The sequence below is a fragment of the Akkermansiaceae bacterium genome, from assembly GCA_024233115.1.
Lineage (GTDB): Bacteria > Verrucomicrobiota > Verrucomicrobiia > Verrucomicrobiales > Akkermansiaceae > Oceaniferula.
On sequence record JACKQB010000004.1, the window covers coordinates 104424 to 126728 of the forward strand.

The window sequence follows — 22305 nt, forward strand, 5'->3', positions numbered from 1 at the left end:
TTTTTGCATTTTTTGCTCCTAACTTAGTTGTTCGGTTTTTACTTTTTGGATTCTTCAATTTTTTCTTTGATGTGCTTTTCTTGATAAGGTTTTGCGTCATCACCCTCTTTGCCAGAAATGAGGGCAAATCCTTCAACCATGCCGTGAACGAATTTCCGGTAAGATCCTTTACCCCCTGTCACTTGACTGAAACCAGCCTTCTTAAGGTCTTTGATCAACGCCTTGATTTTGCGAGGCATGGACGGACTATACCCAATAGGAGATCTTCACACAAGCTCAAATGATACCCAATAGGAGATTCTCTCTAAATCGGTTCAAGTCTGTTCATGCCGCACTAGCACGCGGTTTTTTCCGGTCTTCGTAGTCTTGTCGTGGTAGGTTACGTTGATGACTTGGCGTTTTTCAATGCCACCGCGCCAGTGAGGCCGATGCCGATCAGGACGAGGAGGGTCCAGGTGATTCTGACGCCGTTGGTGGATTCGATATCAAGTTCCAGGGCGAGTTCCTTGCCGCCGTTGACCTGGATGCCACGGGTGAACCGGAGGACTTCACCACGCCCCCGGACGATGGTGCTGATGGTCTGCGGGGCGGGCTCGGTGGCGATCTGCTGGCTGATCAGTCGATTGGCAATCTGCTTGAGCGTTTGTTTTTCCTCCAGGCTGTTGCCACGCAGGAAGTCGTCCACTTTTCGAACATCAAACTCCTGCTGCCCGTTGAACAGGGGGTTGTTCACGGCGGAGTCCTCCAGGTCACGGTTTTGGAAAACTCCATTGCCAGCGGCTTTGTTGTCGAGGTAAATGCGTTGCCGCCGGGTGTTCAGCCCCCACAGCGCCTGCTGCGTCTGGAGCTGGCGGAGCTGCACCCGGGCGTCTTCGTTGGATGCCTGGTCGACCGCGTAGTTCTTGGTCACCTTGCTGAGTTCCTTGGCGGCTTCCTTGCGTTTTCCCTGGCGGAGGTAGTCGTTGGCTTTTTGCAACGACTGCTGGCCCTTCTGGGCTTCCTCCGTCCGACTGCGCTGGATGGCGTCCAGGTAATCGTCGATCGTATAGTCGCGGATACCACAGCTCTCGCGCAGCTCGAACTCACCGGAGGCGGCGTCGAGACGGTATCCCTCGGGCACAAGCACCTCCCACTCGAGCGATTCAATGGGGACATTGAACCCCGGGGCGGCGAGTTTGATGTCAGCGCCGCTGGCCTTGGTGGAGTAGACCAGGGAAACAACCGCCGGCTCGGACTCAACCGGACCAGGAGCAACATGGAACAAGTGATCGGCTCCCTCTTTCACCACGTGGACCGATTCGTCGTTGACCAGCACATTGTAGAGTGAGGCATCGGCGGGCAGACTGATCCGCAGGGTGCTTTTTTCCAGCACGCGTGTTTGCAAGGTCACGGATGTCAGCGTATCCCCGCCGGGTGAGAAAATGGTCATCATCTTGCCGCCGGTGACGCGCAGCTTCAAGGTGTCTGCCATCTCGTGGCGTTTCAGTGCCACCTTGAGCGAGCCCTCGGGCTCGTTGAGTCGGTAACAAAGGTTGGGCACGCTGGTATCGGCGGGGTTGCGCAGCCCCTTGGGAACCGCGGTCCAGTCCGAGGCACGCCAGCCATTTCCAGGCTGGGCAACTTGCATATCAAGCCGACCGGTCGTACGCACCGCCATGTAGTAAACCAGGCGTTTGGCTTTGGGAAACAGGGCCGGGTTAATGACCTCCGAGCCCCCTTTTCCACGGTCTGCGCCGCGTTGGTACTCGATCTGCACAGACACCCCGCCGAGCATACCACGGCGGAAGCGCAGCTCCCAGACATCATCCTTGAGATGCACGATTTCCTTGACCGCGGTGCCACTCGCACGCACCGTGCGGGCTTCCTCCTCGCTGAGGCCGGGGAGTTGGACGTTGACCGATTTTACGGCCGCGTGTTCGATCTGATAGACCACGGCGAGCCGGGTGCGGGTCTGCCCCTCGCGCAGCGTCACCTCGTGTAGCAGGTTCGCCGTGATCCAGGGGTCCAGCTTTTCGATACCGAGGGTGAGGTTCCAATCCGATTGTAAAATCCTGAAGGCGAGGCCACCGGATTGTTTGACGCGCGGATCGACCTGTGGGGTCGACTGGCCATCCAGACTGGCTTGTGTATTCATACGGGAAACGTTTTTCCGGTCGATGGCACGGACACGGATACCTTTTTCGGGCATCACTAACAGCTGACCGCTCTGGCGCACGGCTTCGTTGAGAAGAAGCCGGGGAACCTGCCACTCGCCGAGCTCATTCGCCGGGGGGCCGGTTAGTGCCAGGGTGTATTGCTGGTCACCAAGCGTCTTACCACTGAGGTGCATGGTGACGATGCGTGCACCATTATTATCCGACTCCGTCCAGTGGCTGAGTGACCGGCCACTCAATGACTCCACCTCCATCCCCTTGGGTAGCGGGAAGCTGAGTTTGAAAATACCTGCCCGGGTGATACTGGTCTGGAGTACGGCTGAAAGAAGGATACGCTCACTCCCGAGGGTTAGTTCTTGTTGGGAAACCACCCGCACCTCTGACTTCACGGGAGCGACTTGCAGACTCACACTTCCGGCACCCGATGCAGAACGATAGACCTTGTGCAGGATACCCCGTTTGACTTTCTGGTCGTTGGCGAAAGCGGGAATCAGGTTCTGGTCGAAGTCGTCCACATTGACCACGGAAAGCCCCTCTGTGGTGATTTTTCCAGGCTGTGCTTCCTGGCCAAATGCCAACCCTAACATATTTGTCTCCCCAGCATCACCGGCGACGCTCATGGAGTTCAGCGTGACTGCCGCCGGCAGGGCATCAAGGCCACGCTGGGTTTCGACGAGGATGGAAAAAACACGCGACTGGGCAGGCTCCAGATCCACCGTAAGCTGTCGGCTCGCAGGGTCGAACCGCCAGTTTCCCACCGGGGTGCCGGTGACGTCGCCAACGGTAAAGCCGGCAGGCACCGTCAACGCCAGCTGGTCCACCTTACCGCTGGCCGGTCGGATGGTAATGCGATGCACACCGTCAACGACACCAGGTGAAGGCAGGTAGAGGTTGGCGATCTCGGCATAAAACCTGGTTTCCTCCGCATCGATGTTACGCCCCTTGGCACGGACACCGATGACCACCTGCCGGAGGGGTGCCAGCACCAGGGCAACTTTGTTTGTGTCTTCGGAACGTACCGTTTGCACGGCGGCGTTGGAAAAAATCTCGAGACCCGCCTGGTCGATCTCGGCACTTATTTTCTGCACCGCAGACATCCCGGACGGGAGAATAAAATCAGCATGGTTGGCGGGCATTGGCATCTCGTAGGTCGCCGTAGCCGTAAGGGCGCCCGCCTGGTCGGCTGCGAGCATCCAGACGGTGTTGTCCCCTTGTTTGATCTTGCTGACACGAAGCCCCTCACCGGTAAATGATGTCAGGATGGCTGGTTCGCGTAACAGGAGATAGCTGACGCCTTGTTTCGCCTGGAGCTGGATATCCATGGTGGCGTAGAGGCGGTCTTTTTCTATTTTCCACGTCTGGTTGACAGAATCGAGCGCCCGGGAATCCTCCGCGGCGACAACAGCCGGGGTGGCAGCAAAGAACATGAAGCCCAAGCCAGCGGCGAGGACGAGCAGCTTGATGGCACCTTCAGTGGCCATACCACTATGACCATCGGCGGCCCCGAGCGCGACGACCTCATCGGCTTCTGCACGCTCCTTTTCCAATCGTTTCGCCCGCTCGGCATTCCAGCGGCTCCAGTGGTTGAAGGTTTTGATCAATGCGAGGATCAACAGCAGTGCGGCGATGGCAGCCAGTGTGTAGAAAAAGACGAATCCGCCACCACGCTGGGCGAGGATGCCACCGGAGACAGCCGCGATCGCCAAGGCCCTCAGCCAGAGGCTGCGCCATTTTTTCAGGACAAGGCCTCCTAACAGGGCGATGCCGCCCAGGAGACCGGCGATGATTCCCAACCACGATACCATCGCACGCCATGGTGCGATGTTTTGCAAGGTCACATTGACCGGAGCATCGGCAGAGACGACCTGGGCGGTGATTTCCAGATAGCGCTGGTTGACCCGGCGCTCACCGATGATTTCCCGGGCGATGCTGACGGAGAGGATGATGATCAGGACAAACGCTAGAATCGTGAATGCCCTGCTCCATGCGGCGGGTGTTTTGCGTCTCAGTAAACAGGCACCAGCCAGAAAGAGCACGGCGATCCCCAGAACGGCCGGCCCCCGGCCTTGCAGGCTTTCAAATCCAGTCTGAGTCAGCGGCGGGGTACGGACACCGCTGTCGTTGTCAGCGGGAACCAGGAGCCTCCCTTTTTCCGCACTGACTTTCCAACCCGCAATGATCATCGGCGCGGTCAGGATGGGGGCGCCGAGCTGCACCTTGTTTCCCTTGTCGGCAGCACCACCGTAGCGGACGACCACGCGGACAGGTTTGTTAGGGTCATCTGCGGCGGGCAGTGGCAGTAGATAGAGATCTCCGTCCTTGCGTGTGGTGATGCTCTGGTTGTTGGCCCGGGCATCCCAAAGCCGGGCATTCCCGGGCAGGGTCATCTTGAGAGCCTGTCGACCGCGGGTGCGCACATAGAAGGTGGCTTCGGTCATCACCTGACCGTCGCGCGAGACGAGGCTTTTCAGTTCTGCAAAATCGACGACCTGGTCGAGGGTTTGGCCCGGCTCATACCAGGCGACCTCAATTTCCACTTCAAACGGACGGGCTGCGTATTGCCAGGCCTTGATGGCGGGGGCTGTGGTCAGCATACGGAACTCGGCGGGAAGTTCCTGGGCACTGATTTCGAGTAGCCCCGGGGTGGCATTGATCGCCTTGTGATTACCAAGCAGAGGACTCACCACCTCGATAAAACCGCTTTCGCCTTGCACATCCATGGGGCGCACCTCCGCAAGTTTCAGCTTACCGCCGCGGGCACTCATGGCATTTTCAAAAGTGACCAACAAGGTGGCGGCACCACTGACCGGCTGCTCTAACTGGACGATGACCTTATCCCCCTCGACCCGACGCCACTGTCGGACATTCTGGCCTTCGATGGTGACATTGCCAAAGCTTTCGGGCACGGAAAGCTCCCACTGGTTGACAGGCGCGCCCACGACGAAGTAGTTCAGCAAGACCGAGCCATAGGCCATGCCCTCTTTCAGGGAGTAGAGGTGGAACACGTCCGCTTGCACACTCTGCTCGCGGGCATCGATTTTCATGGATGCCGACCATGCCTTGTCACCTGCATTGGCGCGGAGACGGTAGGTCTGCTGGATGTCCGGATTTTTCATCGGGAAATAGGACAGCGGAGTTTCTGTTAGTCCGTCCACCTTGTCGGGAACGACCCTCCATCCGGCGGCGGCGGAGATACCGATATGGCCGCGCACGGATTTGACATCCGGGTATTCCAGCACGGGAAGCTGCCAGATACCGGCCTCGGCGGGAGCGTTCTTTTCCAGCCGCAGAGAGATCAGCTGTCGGCCAGCCACGGCCCGGTTGAACAGCACCTTGACATCACGCAGGCCTTTTTCCACGGAAGTGCCGACCACGTAGTCGGCCACCTCGGCACCAACGAGTGTGGCAACAGCATAGCCGTCGGGAATCCTCACTTCCCACTCACGAAGTGGAGCCTCACGGATATCGAGTTCGACGGTCACCTGGATAATCCGGTCGCTCTCGCTCTGTTCATATACCACCACCTCGTTGAGCGAAACCTCGGGTAGGATCTGGTCGGCGCGGACCGACCAGGTGTAATCGGCAGACGGGTAACGGTAGACAAAGACCTGCCGCGCCTTGATCGCCTTGCTTGGAAATTGCTCGGGGGAAAGCTGCATCATACCCTGCACGCCGGCGGTTTCGAGCCGCACCGCACCGGCATTGCTGAGTCGGACATGGCCCGAATGACGGAGCACGTCCACAGGAGTGAGCCGCATGGGATTCGCGGTGACAGGAAAGTTTCCAAGCGCCTGCTGGCTGCGAATTTTCAGCACACCATCATCCTCTAACGGCAGGCTGAGACTCACTTTGAGATGTCTGCCTCCACCCGGGCCCGCGACCACGGTCCAGCCGGCCACATGGGTGCCCTCGACATCGAGCACTTCGCCGGGGCCGTCCATACGCAGGGTGACGTCGTTGATCTTCCCTTGGAGGACCTTGAGTTCGATCAAGCTGACCTGGCGCAACAAACCGGCACCGACCGAGACATCGGTAAGTCCCTTGCTGGTGTAGGCCAGTTTTCCTTCGCCGGCATTGCGGCCTTTTTTCCATGCGAGCACACAGTGCCCGGTGGCGGGAAGAAACCCGCGCCACTCGCCAGCTCCCGAACCGTCTGCCAGCGGACGCGGATGGAGCGGCTGGGATTTATTAAATTCCACATTCGCCGCCAGGCCTGACAACTGCACCGGCACCACGGCACCCTGCGGGGCGGTGAAGTCGATCATTTTCCAACCGGCGCTATCTTCATCGATACGCGCAATGATTTCCAACTGCACGGGGAATTGTCCGGCCCGGTCGAACTCCAGCTGATAGATGCTGCCACCCTGCGCTTGCTGTTTGAGGGTGAGGCGATAGTCGGGACTGCCCTGGATGCTGCTGACGGCGGCACGACCGCTCAGGAAGTCGACGACTCCGCCATCGGCCTCGGCGACATGCGCGGTGGCGGTCAGGGTGAAGCTGGCGCTGCCCAGTTTTTCGTCGACCCGACCGACAATCCGCACCCCACGCAATTCCACTTTGGCGGGAGCTGCGCCAGACGGGTTCAATTGCAGCGAAAGCGTGCTGTCGCCATTGCTGAAAAACGACCAGTCTTTTTCGAGTGGTTGCATACCGGCGATTTTAGAAACACGTGCATCGATCCCACCGGGATCAATTGTTAGCGTAGAGGAAAACCCCGATGCTTTACCCGGCCCAAGAGTGAGCAGTTGGGTTGTGGCAGGAAGGGATTTGATCTCGGATCGGCACTTCACGGTCATTTGCAACTGCCTCTGTTGGGGGGCTCCTGTTCGTTGCACGGGTTTGATGTCCAGGAACCGCTGTGTTCCATCGGCTGATGTCCTCACCGCCCAATCCACAAGGCTCGCGCCTGTGACGGATGTCACCTCCCCCTGACCGTGTAATGCCAGTGTGAGCAGCTCGGGGTGACCTTGGAAAACAGCCAGGTCCAGCTCGATGGACTGGGTGATCTCGCTTGCTGTTAGTCTGGCCGTCGCTGTGGCCCTGGCGTTGAAAAAGAGCGGGGGTTTGGGTAAAACACCCTTGGCGGTGAGGGTGACGGCACCCGTCCCGTTTTCGTCGACAGAAGCCTGGACACCGGCAGCGGGAGCAGGCTGGTCCTGGGCGATGGCTGCTCCAGCTGCCAGGAGCAGGGTGAAAATGACATTTTTGATCATGGGTTTAATTATCATGGTGGTGAGGTGACGTTGGTAAAGAGGATGTAAATTGGTGTGCGGGTTTGTAAGCTGTCGGCATGCCAGGGTTGGTTGTGGCTTGGGTTGTCGACAGCTTGCAAAGCTGTCCTACTTGACCTTCCTGCACATGCTGATGAGGTCGCGGACCTTGGCATCGGAGGAAAAGTGACCGCTGAGCTGGTTGAGTGTGTTTGAGATCATGGAGAACCTGACAGAGCCGGCATCGGTGCCGTGGAGTTTTTCACCGAGCATGGCAGCGGTCCCTGCGAGCTGCATGGAGGGTGTGGCGAGGTCAAACGACGGTGCCTGTGGCTCGTAGGGAAGTGGCCATGAGCGCTCGACCATCCGACCGGAACCGGCATCGAGGAACCGGACGAAGACCTCGCCCAACTCCCCGGTGCCCTGGGGGTTGACTTGAATTTGGTAAACGGCATTACCGGCCTCCTCGGCGGCCATCTCAGCGGCGTCCACCTTGTCGTTACGGAAGTCCTCTTTTTTCAGGCGGTGTTTCTCGAACCCTAACAAGCGGTAACGCGTTACGCGGCCGGGGTTGAACTTGACCTGCACCTTGACGTTTTTCGCGGCTGGCGTGAGGGCACCGGCAAGTTGTTTGGCAAAGCCGCTATCGGCATCCTCGGCGCGGTTGAGGAAGTAGTAGCGACCGTCCCCCTTTCTGGTGAGGGCTTCGAGGATGTCGTCGTTAAGTCCCTCGGCACCCACGCCACAGGCATCAAAGGCGATGCCCTCCTGGCGCATGGCGACAATCTGGTTAGAGAGTTCCTCCGGGATGGTATTGCCGAGGTTGGCTACTCCATCGGTGATCAGGACAACGCGGTCCTGGGCACCCTCGCTGTGCTGTCGTTTGGCCAGTGTGCGGGCGAGGCGCAAAGCCTCTTCGATGTTCGTTCCACCTTCGCTCGGAGTATTGGCGACGATCTCAACCAGCTTCTGCGCCTTGTCGCCGCTTATGCGGTCGGCCAGAAGCCGGGGCTGACGCGCAAATCCCACCAGCGTGATCACATCCTGCGGCCCCAGCTGCGCTGCCAGCACCTGGATGGCGGCAAGCACAGAAGCCTCGCGGTCCTCACGTTCCATGGAGCCTGAGTTGTCTAACAATATCGTGAGGCGGAGCGGGGCAGACCGACCGATCGAGGCGGTTTTCATACCGACGCGCAGTAAATTCCGCTGCTGTAAAAACGGGTGGGCTGATTGTTCGATGGCACAGGCAACCGGCTCGCCGCGTCGTGGTGAGGGATCGCCATAATCGAAGGCATTGACAAATTCCTCGGTGCGCACCTTGGCGGCATCGGGCCACTGTCCATTTTCCAACAGAGCCACCTTGGCGAGCTTGAAGGAGACATCGGCGACGTTGAGGGAGAAGGTGGAAAACGGAGTGGCGGCCGTTGTGGTTTCGTCTGGCAGCGCTTTGGGAGTGACGGGGGACGGGGTGGTGGTTGTGGGGCGACTTGACGGCATGGCTGCCGCTTGGCTTTCAGGAGGCACGGTCATCTCCCAGGCTTTATCGACCTCCTTGAGGAGTTCAGCACGGGTGTGATCGTAGGCGGCGCGATAATAATCGGATTTATTGGCAGCAACCTTTTCTAACAAACGTCTCGCTTGTTTGTTATAGGGGTCGACCCTCAGTGCTTCTTGAAGCTCTTTCTCAGCTTCCTCATATTTGCCGAGGTTAAGGTAACCTTCACCCAGATAGAGGCCTTTGCGCACGTCTTTAGCTTTGTCAGCATGTTCAGGGATTACGGTGGCGCCCCTCCTTGCCATTTCCTTTTCTGCAATCGAGCCTCCCTTGAATTCACCTCCCCTGTGAATTGAATTGGGCAACTCGGGTGGTTCATACTCAGAGTAATATAGAAATTGATTGTCCTGGCTGGTTCTTGCTTTTTTAGCTTCTCCGGAGAGTCTGAAATGGTAACTGCTTGCCGATTTTTCATCACGATCCCCTAGGGTCATGCGGCCGTTTGAATCGATCGGTGCCTGGGCATCCCAATTCATTTTTTGACCAATTTGAGGCTGAGGCATATCCTGTCTTTCAGAGGGGGCCGTCCGGTCCGGATTATTCAAGATGGCATCAATGGAATTGCGGGTGGTGGCAAAATCACCACTGCGCAGCCCGCTTGTAGCTTTACCTGTACTACCAGGCGCCCGAGAGGAAAAGGGGTCGGCGGCTCCCGATTCATCTCCGCTGCCGCCGCCAGAACCACCGCTTACTTTGCTACCGTCGGCTGCACCGCTACCCCAGCCATCGCCGAAGTCTTCGCCGTTGCCGAAATCGGGTGATGGCTCGGGGATCGGCATATCGACAGATGGCACAGGCACGGCTGCGGGTGAGTTTGTGTTAGATGCAATCACCCTCGCCATCGATGAACTGGGTGACGACGGTTTTTTTGCAACGGATCGGCCCATTTCGCGTTTGGCGACGGTTTTTTTATTTTCTTTATTATCTTCTTTTTTGCCTTCTTCTGTTTCGGAGAGGCTTCGGAAGGATGAATCCTTCCCACTCCAGGGTGTCCTGGCAGGCCGGTGGATGGGAGAGGGGGTTCCCTCTATCATTTCCTTGGGCAGAGGTGTTTGGAGCTCCATCATGCGCCTGTTTTCCTGCAAGGGTAACAACTCTTCAGCCTCCGAAGCCTGGTAGGTGACTATTTCTGGAGAAAATCTCTCCACTGATGACCGTTTGTAAACCGGGGTGGCCATCATAAAGAGGATGAGGCAGAGCATCAGGCATGCGGCAATGGCGACTGAGGCGCGGATTTGTTTTTTCCAGATCGATCTGTGCCGCTGGCTTTTTGCCGGTTGTTGGGTCGGTGTTTTCCCAGTCCTGGAAAAAGCTTTTTTCAACTCCGCCCGGCGGTCATTCGACAGCTGCCATTGTTCATCTTGCTGTGGCTGCATCGCATCGCCCAGCCATTCGTGTATCACCTCTACCCGACGGTGAAAAATGGCAAGTTCCGGTTTTTCCTTGATCAGACGCTCCAACTCATCCACCTCGAAGTCACTGGCCTCACCTAGGACAAGGGCGGTGATCCGGGCCTCTAGCTCGGGTTCAATGTAGGTGTGGAGGTTGTCGTTCATTTTTTTGGGGCAGGATTTTTCAGGAGTGCTTGGGTTGCTTTTGGCTTGGGTTGATGGCGGGCGGGACGCCCACGCTCCCTTGGTATTTGGAGTTTAACCCCGGCTGGAGGTGATGCCTGCCTTTTGCAGGGCTTGGGAGAGGTGCTTGAGGAGGTGGTGCAGTTTGTAGCCGACGTTGCCGGTGCCGAGTTTCAGTTGCTCGCCGATGTTGCCGTAGGAGAGGTCCTCGTGGTACTTGAGATGGATCAGGGCGCGGTCGTCGGGCGGGAGTTCTTCGATCAGGATGCGCAGAGTGCCGATGGCCTCCATGCGGCCGAGGCGATCATCGGGTTGTTGCTGGAGCGGGTTTTCCCGGCAGTCCGGGTCGTTGTCGAGGGTTTCGCGTTGGTGTTTCCTGAGGTGGTTGAGCGAGAGGTTGCGGGTGGCGCGGTAGAGCCAGGCGCGGGGGGATTCGATGTCTTGCCAGTGTTTGTGTAGCTTGAGGAAGGCGTCCTGGACGATTTCCTCGGCGACCTCGCGACGGGCCACCATGCTGTAGGCGTAGCGCAACAACGGTGACTCCTCGGCGTCGAAGAGGGATTCGACGCTGGGTTTCTCCTCAGGTTTCACGCTTCTTGAATGGGTAGATTGAAGACGCACGACCTTATTTTGCGCGTTGTTTGGCATTTTGTGACATCATGCTTCCTATTGATCAGACACACGAGCGTCAAATTCCTTGGATGTTTTTTCATTTTTTTTCAAGAGGGGGGCCAAGTATGCCGATATCACCGAAAACCACAATGCAGCAACCACATTGGAAATCACCGGCGCAGACAATGTCACACTTTCCGCCCAAAGCCTGAAAGACCGGGGTTGTTAGCATGTTACCCATCCACAGCACTCAAGCCGTATAGACAAGCTGTCGCCAACCGTGAAAAAAGCACTCATCATCACACTGCTTCTAGGGGTGGCACTATACCCGATCCACGCGGCACCCATCCGCGTGCTGATGATTTCCGGACAGAATAATCACAACTGGAAAGTGACAACGCCCGTGATAAAGAAGTTCCTCGAAAAATCGGGAACCATCAATGTGCACGTCATGGAAAACCCAAGCCAATTGACCCAGGCCGACTTCAATGGGGTGGACCTCATCGTGTCCAACTGGAACAGTTATTCTTCAAAAGGAGAGGTCCCCCGAAAATGGCCTGAAACCACTCGTAATGCCTACGTTGAATTCGTCCGTAACGGCGGCGGACACGTCGGCATCCATGCCGGGACATCCTCATTCTACGACTGGAAGGATTATCGTGCGATCGGACTGATGACCTGGGAAAACGGGAAAACAACCCATGGCGCCAAACACCGCTTTCCACTCCGCATCGACAACGCCAGACATCCCGTGACCCGGGGGTGGCAACCCAAAGCCATCCATGACGAGCTCTGGAGAAGACCCCTCGTGCACCCCGGTGCCATTATTCTGGCATCCTCATTCTCAGCCTCCTCCGACGGTGGGTCCGAAAGCTGGGAACCCTGCGTCCTTGTCGGCCGATTCGGTCGTGGCCGCTGTTTCACCACCTCACTCGGCCACGATGCCCAGTCCCTCAGCCAGCCCGACGTCCAGCAGATCATTCTCCGGGGTGTGCTATGGACTGCCAAAGTACGTTAGAAACGCATTATCCCCGTATCTACCAACGAGCCATGAACACCAGAAACACCAAACCTAACCTCGCACGGCGCCACTTTATCAAGACCTCGCTGGGCGCTGCAAGTGCCCTCGGGTTCCCGACCATCATCCCGGCCACAGCATTGGGAAAAGGAGGTAAAGCCGCGCCGAGTGAACGTATCAGGATAGGCATGGTCGCCTGCGGGAACCGTGGCCGTGCAGCCCACGAATACGCAGCCATGCCAGACGTTGAAGTCGTTGCCTTGGCAGACCCCAACGCCGCACAAATCAAACAGCTCAAGTCGCACCGCAACCTGAAGGGAAAACAGTTCAAAGAGACGGCTGACTTCCGCACCATCCTCAATGAGGGTATCGATGCTGTGCATATCGCGACAGCCGACCACTGGCACGTGCCGGCCCTCCTTCTGGCAGCACGCGCCGGCAAACACGCCTACGTCGAAAAGCCCCTTGGCATCAGTGTTGAGCAGTGTCTTGCCTGCCAGGAAATCATCAAGGAGCAACCCGGCCTCCAGATCCAGTATGGCACTCAGAACCGATCAACCGCCTACGTGCGTCCCGCCCTCGAACTCGTTCTCAACGGCCACATCGGCGACATCAAAAAAATCACCGTCTGGGCACCCGGGGGCAGCGAGGGCGGCAGCAACACCCCTTCACCCGCACCCGCCGGGTTTAATCTCGATCTCTGGCTCGGACCGGCACCCGTGGTTCCTTACTGTAACGACCGCTGCAACCCAAGGAGTCCCAAAGGAAATGGCATCTATTATATCTACGACTACGCGATCGGTTTTGTCGCTGGCTGGGGTGCCCATCCGATCGACCAACTCCAGTGGTGGTTGGACGAAAACGGCATCACAATACCGCAAGAGGTCCAAGCCACGGGAACTTTTCCAAAAGCCGGCCTCTTTGACACCATGACGGGCTGGGATTCCGAGTTACTCTACTCCAACGGGATGCACATCCGCTTTGCAGACGATAAGTCGATCCAAAAATACCTGCCCAAACTCGAAAAATTCCGACCTGACAGTCACGGCACCCTTTTCGAAGGGAGTGAAGGATGGGTCTACTGTGCACGACACAGCATCCAGGCGTCATCGCGGGAACTGCTCGGGAAAATGAAAAACCCGGGCAAGAAACGCCTTGTCCATTCAAACGGGGGGCATTTCCGAAACTTTATTGATGCCATTCAAGGCAAAACCAAACCCGTCTCCGGCCTCGCATCCGCCATCCGCTCGGACATCACCTGTCATCTCGTCGATCTCGCCGCCCGTCACGGTGGCACCGTCGGCTGGGACAACACCCAACAGACGATCACAGGAAACCATGCCGCCAAGGCCGCCATGCACAGGCCGATGAGGGAGCCCTGGAACGTGCTCAACGCCAAGTACACGGGCATCACAGGGGCCTGATACCCGGACCGGGGTTATCTGCACGCGCAAATGCTTGTCAGGCGAGTTTATTTGCCCTATCCCCTTTGCATGTCCGCCGAGATGGAACACACAGTCGCCTCCAGTGCCACCCTGGAGGGAACCTCCCTCCACACTGGAGAAAAAGTCACCCTCACCCTGAAACCCGCGCCCGCCGGGCATGGATTCAAGTTTCGCCGCGTCGATCTAGACGACCAGCCGTTCATTGATGCGGATGTCGCCAAGGTGCAGACCGTCGAACGCGCCACCACCCTGGCGGAAGGCTCCGTGAAGGTGCATACCGTCGAACACATCCTCTCCGCACTCTGCGGCATGGGCGTCGACAATGCCATTATCGAGATGGACGCCAACGAGCCGCCGATCGGCGACGGCTCCGCGCAACCCTATGTGGAACTCATCAAGCAGGCGGGCATCGAAGCGCAGGACAAACCGCGCAAAGTCTGGGAAATCCGCGAACCCATTCACATTGAAACGAATAACGGCTCATTGATCACCATTGTGCCGGATAAAAAATTCCGCGTGTCCTGCACCAACATCGGCCCCGACGGTCGCTTCACCCAGTTTTTCTCCAGCGAGATCACTCCGGAACTGTACGAGACGGAGATCGCCCCAGCCCGCACCTTTGTCTACTACGAGGACGTCAAGCCACTGCTCGACAAGGGCCTGATCAAAGGCGGAAGCCTTGAAAACGCCGTGGTTGTCCGGGGTGACGAGGTCATGAGCAAGGAGCCGATGCGCTACAACAACGAGTTCGCCCGCCACAAGGCACTCGATGTCATTGGCGACCTTATGCTCAGCGGCAAACGCATCATGGGCCACGTCATCTGTGTCAAACCCGGTCACGGCCCTAACACCGAGATGGCCGCTACTCTGAAAGCGGAATACATGCGCATGCGCACCATGGTGCCAACCCTGAACATCCCCGACGGCGAGGGTGTGTTAGACATCAATGAAGTGATGCAGATCCTACCACACCGTTACCCCTTCCTGATGCTCGACCGCGTGGTCGATTTCGAAGGCGACAACAAGTGCACCGGCGTGAAAAACGTCACCATCAACGAGCCCTTCTTCCAAGGCCACTTCCCTGGCCACCCGGTGATGCCCGGCGTGCTTCAAGTCGAGGCAATGGCGCAGGTCGCCTCCATCCTCCTGCTCCGCAAACCAGAGAACCAGGGGAAAATCGGCTACTTCATGAGTGTCGACAATGTCAAGTGGCGCCGACCCGTCTTGCCGGGCGACACCTTGTTCATCGAAGCCGAGATCCTCAAAGTCCGGCGCAACATCGGCTCCGCGGTCTGCCGCTGCATGGTCAACGGTGAAGTCGCCTCCTCCGGTGAGCTGAAGTTTGCACTGCTCGACAACTAACCGATTTCACAAAAAAACCAACCGTTCCACCCCGATGGCCGACTCCCTGATCCATCCGACCGCGATCATCGACCCCTCCGCCCATCTGGCTGAAGGGGTGGAGGTCGGGCCCTACAGCGTGGTGGGTGCCAATGTCAACATCGGTGCAGGCAGCGTGCTCAAGTCACACGTGGTTATCGAAGGCCACACCACGATTGGTGAGAACAATACCTTTTTCCCGTTTTCCGCGATCGGGCAAATCACCCAGGACCTCAAATACGTTGGTGAGCCGACCGCGCTCATCATAGGAAACAACAATACCTTCCGCGAGAACACCACCATCCACCGTGGCACCACAGAGGAAGTGCCCACCCGTATTGGCAACCACAATTTATTCCTATCCTACGCGCACGTGGCCCACGATTGCCAGGTAGGCAACCACTGCATCCTTTCCAACAACGCAACCCTGGGAGGCCACTGCAAGGTCGGCGACTACGCCATTATTTCCGGCTTATCAGGCGCCCACCAGTTCTGCCACATCGGTGAGCACTCCCTGATCGGCGGCTGCACCAAAATCGTCCAGGACGTGCCCCCGTTTACCATTGTCGATGGCAACCCGGCCGCTGTCCGGAGCCTCAACATGGTGGGGCTTCAGCGCCGCGGCTTCAGCGAGCAAACCCGCCGGGCCATGAAAAAGGCCTATAAAAAACTCTTCCTCAGCAAAAAGAACAATCTCTCAGAACTGACTGAGGAATTGGCCGGCTCAGAATTCGCCAGCGACGCCAACGTCGCGAGAATGATCACATTCATCCGCACAAGTGAGCGTGGCGTGATTCGGTAGCCACTCCCGCCGGCCTCGGATGATGCAAGGACGGCATGGGTGTTATTCTTTCTGGTTATACCGACCCCTTTTGACGTTTCACCCTGCACGAAACACAAGGGTTGTATCCCCTTGGCAATTGAAGGAGGTGGGGCAATTTATGCATGACCATAAACCCCTGCAATACAGCCTGTAAGGTATTTATTTAGAGATAAAAATTCCTCCAAAACAAACAACGTTTATCATCGACATCTTTTTGCACTGTGCATATATTGCTAGTGCTATGAAAAAGACATTGCTCCCCATATTGTTCGGACTTGCTATCACAGCAACGGTGCAAGCCGGACCCGATCCTATGCCATCAGGCAAGGAAATCATACCACCTCCACCTCCAAGCTGTCTCTGGACATGGTTTGCCGGTGCCTCAGGCGGCTATCTCAGTGGTGACTGGGATGAGGAAATATACACCCTCCACGTAGGTGCAAAGCACATGTGCCAGGGTGACAACTGCTCACACGCCCTCTATCTTGAAGTCGGCTACACCGAAAAAGAGCTCTCCAAACAAGCCCTCCTGAGAACCAATGCCTATGGCGATCACACGGGTCCTGTCAAAGGGATCGGCATTTACGAAAGTTACAGGCTCGAGATGGAAATCATCCCTATCAGCTTTAACTACAAGTATGAGTGCGGATTGACCGACCAGCTCCGGTGGTATGCCGGTGTTGGCGCTGGCGTTGCTCTTGTCGATGCCGACCTCAGGCATAGTGAATACGTTGAAATCGACGACGATGTTGTCTTTTTTGCCCATGTCTTTGTGGGCATTGTCTACAGTTTCAACGAGTCGTTTGAGATTTTCGCAGGCGCAAAGTACATCTACATGGATGAACCCACATTAGGGAATTTCCTGGATTTCCACGGTGTGGAAAGAATCGCCACCCTCGACGACAACATCCACTTTGAAGTCGGCGGACGGATTAAATTCTAGGTTGGCACCCCCCTTCCTCCCCAAGCCCGGCCATACTGTTTGGTCGGGCTTTTTCATGCCCATACCCTTCCATACCCTTACCCGGACGATCTGTTTCCACGCTCATCTAAGACTTGCAATGACCTACAATGACGTGTATAATAGTGGCTGTTATGAAAACAACTATGACATTACTGACCGGTCTCGCCCTTGCCATCACGGCCCAGGCGGGAGAAGATTATTCAGCCAAAGGAGGCAAAGAGGTGATCGCACCACCAGCACCATCCTGTCTTTGGTCATGGTTTGCAGGAGCTTCTGCAGGCCAGGTCACAGGCGACTGGGATGAGGAAATCTACACCCTGCACGTAGGTGCCGAATACAAGTGCCCAGGATCAAACTGCTCACAAGCCATCTACCTTGAGGTCGGCTACACAGAAGACAACGAGAGGGTTTATTACCAAGACCCATTCACATCAACCAATGTCAATTATGCAGCGCATGATGTATCTGCAGAAATCATTCCCATCACGCTGAACTACAAGTATGAGTGTGCTCTCACAGGCAGCTTGAACTGGTACATCGGTGCAGGTGCAGGTATTGCTCTCGTAGACACGGAGGTCCGCGGACCATTCGTCAGCAATTCACAGGATGACACCGCATTCTACGCCCACATCTTCGCAGGCCTCGTCTACAATCTCAGCGAGTCCTTTGAAATCTTCGGCGGTGCCCGTTTCATCTTCATGGATGATGTGTTCGGTGTCCAGTCACCTCTTGACGAAGAAGTTCACTATGAACTTGGTGGCCGCTTCAACTTCTAACAAACAACCCGCCATACTTTAACCACATCACCTGCACGGACTGGCTCCGTGCAGGTTTTTTGTTGAGTAAATTCAAAACACCGGCGAAGCATTTTGGATTGCCATACTGCGAGTCACCTCTTTATAGTGCCAGGCGCTATGAAAAAGACATTACTCACATCACTGCTCGGCATAGCCTTTGCTGGAACAACGCTGGCTGGCCCTGTCGCTTCCGCCAAGGAAGTCATTGTCCCCCCTCCTGCCCCGTGCCTCTGGTCATGGTTTGCGGGCGGTTCGGCTGAAACGGTCCAAAACGACTGGGATGAGGAAATCTACAGCTTCCATATCGGTGTGGAGCGCCAATGCCCCGGCAGCAACTGCTCCCAGGCCATCTATCTCGAGGTCGGTTACTCGGACAAAGACGCCGGCTTCCATCGCGAGGAAGGTGCCGCTGACGTCGCGGGTTACCTGGGTCTCAACCTCGGCCAACAAATCCGGGTAGGGCTGGAAGCGGAGATCATGCCCATCACGGTGAATTACAAGTATGAGTGCTCCCTTGCCGGCAACCTGAACTGGTACATTGGTGCGGGCGCCGGTATCGCCCTGGTGGATCTCGAGTTCTACACAACCATTGACAAGGTCACATTCGATGACGCTGTCTTCTATGCCCATGCATTTGCAGGGCTGTCCTACAACATCAGCGCGTCCATCGAGGTATTTGCAGGTGCCCGCTACGTCTGGATGGACGACCCCAGCCTGACCGGCATTGGTATGTTTGACGACGCGATAACCTTGGATGGTGAAATCATCTACGAGCTAGGCGCGCGCTTCAACTTCTAGTGCAACCTGTCAACCTAACACACATCACCTGCACGACCCCGGTTCCGTGCGGGTGATTTTTTGTTACCCCTTATCCTTTGGCCAACCTCCTACTAACAACAACCACAGGCACAACGGCCATCATCAGGAAGGAAAACCAGTCACCCAGGATCGAGTAGAGCGTCATCGGTCCGTTCTTGGGCGCGTAGGCATGACCATAGACACTTGATTTGACAAAATGGTTGCCGTTTTCGTCCTCGACCACCTGCCGTTCGCCCGTGACGGGATCGACCAGGCTTCCGGTCGGGGAGACGATGGCGCTGACCCCCGTGTTGGCACTGCGCACCATGGGGCGGCGCAGCTCGATGGCGCGGAAGCGGGCATTGGCCATGTGCTGGGTAGCGGCCACGCTTTTCTTGAACCAGCCGTCGTTGGTCACATTGAGGATGATTTGCGGTTTCGGGCGCACAAATTTGCGTGTCAGACGGCCCACCGTATCCTCGAAGCAAACACTGGGAATCATCTGTAATTCGCCGCCGTTGACCGGGACCACCATCGGCTCGGTGGATGTGCCGGCATCAAAATTCCCGGCAAAATCAGCGCCCGCTGAAAACTTGAACAGTTTTGCGAGGAAGGGAAGTGTGTCGACCAGGGGAATGTACTCCCCGAAGATGACGAGGTGCATTTTCCGGTAGGTGGTGATGCTTTTTTCCAGTTCCCCTTCCGCGGTGATGGCGGCGATGCTGTTGTATTGGAGCCCGCCCTCTTTCCAGGTGGCGCGCTCCCCATCGAAGTCTGATTCGAACTCGTTCATCCCCGCAACCAGGGTAAAGTGACCCAAGGGACGGATTTCCTCATCAAACAGATGACCAGCGTCCCCAGGCAACAAATAACCCTCAAAATTATCCGCAAAGTAGAGCGGTGTCGGCAACGCGCTTTCAGGCCAGATCACCAGGTCGGGTCGCTTGAGCTCGACAGCGTCGCCGTTGATGTTCGCTTCGAGCAAGGCGACGTTGTCCCTTTCCAAAGCCTCAATCGCCTCACGTGTGGTATCAGAATACGTTTGCAGGATGTCAACAACGGCCATCGGGTCCCATTTGATGTCCTGCGCGATATTCCCTTGTACCAATAAAATCCGGACACGCTCGGTCTCCCAGCCATTGACGTCTTTCACCCGCCAGACACCGTAACAAAACTGCAGGGCTAACAGAAGTGCAGCCACACTGAAGTCGAGTCGGGGTTTGAGCTTGCCTGCTGCCGCTTCTGATTTCAGTCGGCTTGCCGTCTGCACAAGCACCGCACTCAAGAACACCGGCAGGAAGGAAAGGCCGGTTACACCCACCAAATCGGCAGCCTGTGCAAGCACGGGTGTATCGTGGAAAGCCACCCCCAGGCCATTCCAACCAAACCCGGTGAACAACCAGCCACGGAGCCACTCGAGGGAGACCCAGGCGGCGGCATTGATGAAAGCGAACTTGAGGGAGTGACCCGACTCACCAAGAGCTCCGCCTAACAATCCACGCTTGTTACCCTGTTGTTTTTTCTCGATTTTAGCCTGAATCCTACTCACCCCACCGGAGGATGAGTCATTGTCCGGTTCGGATTTTTTTCTCCATGGATTCCCGGCGCTCACGGCAATCGCCCCCCATATCCCGAAATAAAGCGCAAGAAATGCAGCCAAGGCCATCGCGCCCAGTCCGCTGACGGTCCAGAGCCAGCTCAGGTTGACCGACCAGAAAACAAGACCTGTCAGGTAGCCGATACAAAAGCCATCGCGTTTTTTTTGCCCTCGCCAGATGGCGGGGAAGAGTGGCAGCATCCACACCCAGACCAAACCGCTGATATCCCATCCCGGGTAACAAAGAGCCAACAGCACCCCGCTAACAAGTGCCATGAGCCACGGCCAAAGAGCCCATTGATTGATTTGAGATTGCAGGCTCATGTTAAACCACGGAAATTACGGAAGGCACGGGATTTTCTTTAAGTTTGCAGGGGTGCCTTCTTGGTATTTGGGTCCCGCGGCTGCGGGATTGGAGTTTTACTACGCCATCCTTGCCTGCGCATCGGCTTCAAGGGCCACCCAGAGTGCTTCCAGGCCGGCGGCCACCTTGTCCTTGCTTGTTTGCAAGTCGGCGGACGGCTCGTCTTTTCCAAACAGGTAATACTTGATTTTAGGCTCCGTGCCGGACGGACGCACTGCGCAGGACCGACCGTCCACTAGCTCGATGATCAACATCCCCTCCTTCGGAATGGCATCACCCTCGACATCTTCAAAATCATCCTTGGAGAAATCGCGCACACGGGAAACAGGTGTGCCATCGATTTCCGCAGGAGGATTTTCTGAATATGAAGCAGCCAGTGCTTTGATCTGTGCTGCTCCATCGGCACCCTCCATCACAAGCGCTTTGCCCAGCTCCAGATGATAGCCAAACTCCCTGTAAAGGTCATCCATGAGCGCTGCCAGGCTTTTCCCCTCGCTTTTCGCATAGGCAGCGAGCTCAGCAAACATCACAGCGGCTCCATTACCATCCTTGTCGCGGATGGTGTCGGTTCCAAGGTAGCCGTAGCTCTCCTCACCGCCGAAGATAAAGAAACGCGAATACTCGAGACGCAGTGCCCGGCTCTTCTCAGGGCTGAGTGAGCGGTAGTCGCCTTTTTTATCCGCCGGAATGGCATCCTCGTATTTCTGCAACTTCGCGGAAATGTATTTGAAACCGGTCAGCGTATCGACGATGCCGACACCATACTTTTCAGCGATTGCACGCTGCAGCTCTGTGGTCACAAAGGTTTTAATCAATACGGCACGACTACGGTTGGAGTCGGTGATGACACCTTGGTCAAAAAACGTCTTGGTCCGGTACCACGCCATCAGCGAGCCAATCTGGTTTCCTGTCAGCAACTGCATCCCCCCTTCGTCATTGCGGACCGCCACGCCCATACGATCGCAGTCGGGGTCAGTGCCAATGACAATTTCCGCACCTTCTTTTTCCGCCAGTGCAATCCCCATGGCGAGGGCAGGAGCATTTTCAGGGTTCGGTGAAGCCACCGTAGGGAACCGGCCATCCTGGACATCCTGCTCAGGAACCGTCAGCACCTCAAACCCAAGCTCGGTGAGCAGCGGCACGATACAGTGGCCACCGGTGCCGTGCAGGTTGGTGAACACAACCTTGGGTTTTTCATCACCCCCTGCCATCAGGTCAGGACGCAGTAGAAGTGTTTTGGCATCGTCCATGTAAACGCGGTCCATCACATCGCCCAGGATGTTCAGTGTGCCCTGCTCACTTGCCGGAAGGGTGTCATAAGCCTCGCTGACGAGTGCGTTCACCTCATTGATCACTCCCGTGGCATTGGGCTCCACAAGCTGCGCCCCCTGGTTGAAGTAGGCCTTGAATCCGTTGTCATGGGCTGGGTTATGACTCGCTGTTAGAACAACCCCCGCGTCCGCATTGAGCGCACGGATGGCATAAGAAATTTCCGGCGTCGCACGCGGACCATCAAAGAGGTGCACATCACATCCGAGTTCAGTGCAGACCCTGGCACAGAACTCCGCGAAATCACGCGAGAAGTGACGTGTGTCATGGCCAAGGACAAAAGCCGGTTTGCGAGCGACTCCCTGCTCGGCGAGATATCGCTTCAGATAAATGATCATGCCGCGGATGGCACGACTCACATTGTAGAAGTTCATCGAGGCTGTTCCCACACAGGGGTGCTCGGGTCGATCATTCGGGCCGCCCGCCCCTTGCTCGGCAGTGGTAACCACCCGGCCTATCGTCCGGCCACGCAGGCCACCGGTGCCAAAGGCGAGCGTTTTGTAAAACCGGTCGTTCAGCTCTTCCCAGGAGCCGCCTTCCACGAGCTCGGCGATAGCTTGGACGGCAACCGGACTCGTAGTGCCCCCAAGCAGGGCATGGATGTTATCACGGGAGGATTCGAGCAGATGACCAGCCGCCACCGCACTATCGAGAGAGGATTGAATATCAGACATTTCGAGCTGGAT

The 22305-nt window shown here is 56.8% G+C and carries 13 protein-coding genes; 7 read left to right on the forward strand and 6 right to left on the reverse strand.

Going from position 1 to position 22305, the window contains the following annotated elements:
• Nucleotides 1-38: 38 nt before the first annotated feature.
• The 4 genes from H7A51_11490 to H7A51_11505 all read right to left on the reverse strand — a co-directional run bounded on the left by H7A51_11490 (nt 39) and on the right by H7A51_11505 (nt 11140).
• Nucleotides 39-239: a type II toxin-antitoxin system HicA family toxin gene (locus H7A51_11490; protein MCP5536838.1), complete on the reverse strand. Its 201-nt coding sequence runs from the start codon at nt 237-239 to the stop codon at nt 39-41.
• Nucleotides 240-379: 140 nt separating this feature from the next.
• Nucleotides 380-7381, reverse strand: a complete 7002-nt coding sequence (locus H7A51_11495) for a hypothetical protein (GenBank protein ID MCP5536839.1) — start codon at nt 7379-7381, stop codon at nt 380-382.
• A gap of 111 nt (nt 7382-7492) precedes the next feature.
• Nucleotides 7493-10474: a von Willebrand factor type A domain-containing protein gene (locus tag H7A51_11500; protein ID MCP5536840.1), complete on the reverse strand. Its 2982-nt coding sequence runs from the start codon at nt 10472-10474 to the stop codon at nt 7493-7495.
• A 93-nt stretch (nt 10475-10567) separates the two neighbouring features.
• Nucleotides 10568-11140, reverse strand: coding sequence for an RNA polymerase sigma factor (locus tag H7A51_11505; protein MCP5536841.1), 573 nt, complete (start codon nt 11138-11140; stop codon nt 10568-10570).
• 244 nt (nt 11141-11384) lie between these two features.
• Between H7A51_11505 and H7A51_11510 the strand changes: the two genes are divergently transcribed.
• The 7 genes from H7A51_11510 to H7A51_11540 all read left to right on the forward strand — a co-directional run bounded on the left by H7A51_11510 (nt 11385) and on the right by H7A51_11540 (nt 18329).
• Nucleotides 11385-12122, forward strand: a complete 738-nt coding sequence (locus H7A51_11510) for a ThuA domain-containing protein (protein ID MCP5536842.1) — start codon at nt 11385-11387, stop codon at nt 12120-12122.
• A 32-nt stretch (nt 12123-12154) separates the two neighbouring features.
• Entirely contained in the window at nt 12155-13546 is a 1392-nt protein-coding gene (locus tag H7A51_11515) for a Gfo/Idh/MocA family oxidoreductase (GenBank protein ID MCP5536843.1), read from the forward strand.
• Between the two features lie 69 nt (nt 13547-13615).
• The gene (locus tag H7A51_11520) at nt 13616-14929 is read left to right on the forward strand and encodes a bifunctional UDP-3-O-[3-hydroxymyristoyl] N-acetylglucosamine deacetylase/3-hydroxyacyl-ACP dehydratase (protein MCP5536844.1); all 1314 of its coding nucleotides are present in this window, start codon (nt 13616-13618) and stop codon (nt 14927-14929) included.
• Between the two features lie 34 nt (nt 14930-14963).
• Nucleotides 14964-15749, forward strand: coding sequence for an acyl-ACP--UDP-N-acetylglucosamine O-acyltransferase (gene lpxA / locus H7A51_11525; protein MCP5536845.1), 786 nt, complete (start codon nt 14964-14966; stop codon nt 15747-15749).
• Between the two features lie 262 nt (nt 15750-16011).
• Entirely contained in the window at nt 16012-16713 is a 702-nt protein-coding gene (locus H7A51_11530) for a hypothetical protein (GenBank protein MCP5536846.1), read from the forward strand.
• Nucleotides 16714-16877: 164 nt separating this feature from the next.
• On the forward strand, nt 16878-17510 hold the full coding sequence (locus tag H7A51_11535; protein MCP5536847.1) for an outer membrane beta-barrel protein: 633 nt from the start codon (nt 16878-16880) through the stop codon (nt 17508-17510).
• Between the two features lie 138 nt (nt 17511-17648).
• Nucleotides 17649-18329, forward strand: coding sequence for a P44/Msp2 family outer membrane protein (locus H7A51_11540; protein ID MCP5536848.1), 681 nt, complete (start codon nt 17649-17651; stop codon nt 18327-18329).
• A 70-nt stretch (nt 18330-18399) separates the two neighbouring features.
• Here H7A51_11540 and lnt read toward each other — a convergent pair whose 3' ends face one another.
• The gene (gene lnt / locus H7A51_11545) at nt 18400-20250 is read right to left on the reverse strand and encodes an apolipoprotein N-acyltransferase (protein ID MCP5536849.1); all 1851 of its coding nucleotides are present in this window, start codon (nt 20248-20250) and stop codon (nt 18400-18402) included.
• 99 nt (nt 20251-20349) lie between these two features.
• Nucleotides 20350-22293: a phospho-sugar mutase gene (locus H7A51_11550; protein ID MCP5536850.1), complete on the reverse strand. Its 1944-nt coding sequence runs from the start codon at nt 22291-22293 to the stop codon at nt 20350-20352.
• Between the last annotated feature and the right edge of the window lie 12 nt (nt 22294-22305).

Coding starts and splice junctions, on each gene's coding strand:
- H7A51_11490 (MCP5536838.1), bottom strand. CDS start 239: ATGCCTCGCAAAATCAAGGCGTTGATCAAAGACCTTAAGAAGGCTGGT.
- H7A51_11495 (MCP5536839.1), bottom strand. CDS start 7,381: ATGATAATTAAACCCATGATCAAAAATGTCATTTTCACCCTGCTCCTG.
- H7A51_11500 (MCP5536840.1), bottom strand. CDS start 10,474: ATGAACGACAACCTCCACACCTACATTGAACCCGAGCTAGAGGCCCGG.
- H7A51_11505 (MCP5536841.1), bottom strand. CDS start 11,140: ATGCCAAACAACGCGCAAAATAAGGTCGTGCGTCTTCAATCTACCCAT.
- H7A51_11515 (MCP5536843.1), top strand. CDS start 12,155: ATGAACACCAGAAACACCAAACCTAACCTCGCACGGCGCCACTTTATC.
- H7A51_11520 (MCP5536844.1), top strand. CDS start 13,616: ATGTCCGCCGAGATGGAACACACAGTCGCCTCCAGTGCCACCCTGGAG.
- lpxA (MCP5536845.1), top strand. CDS start 14,964: ATGGCCGACTCCCTGATCCATCCGACCGCGATCATCGACCCCTCCGCC.
- H7A51_11530 (MCP5536846.1), top strand. CDS start 16,012: ATGAAAAAGACATTGCTCCCCATATTGTTCGGACTTGCTATCACAGCA.
- H7A51_11535 (MCP5536847.1), top strand. CDS start 16,878: ATGACATTACTGACCGGTCTCGCCCTTGCCATCACGGCCCAGGCGGGA.
- H7A51_11540 (MCP5536848.1), top strand. CDS start 17,649: ATGAAAAAGACATTACTCACATCACTGCTCGGCATAGCCTTTGCTGGA.
- lnt (MCP5536849.1), bottom strand. CDS start 20,250: ATGAGCCTGCAATCTCAAATCAATCAATGGGCTCTTTGGCCGTGGCTC.
- H7A51_11550 (MCP5536850.1), bottom strand. CDS start 22,293: ATGTCTGATATTCAATCCTCTCTCGATAGTGCGGTGGCGGCTGGTCAT.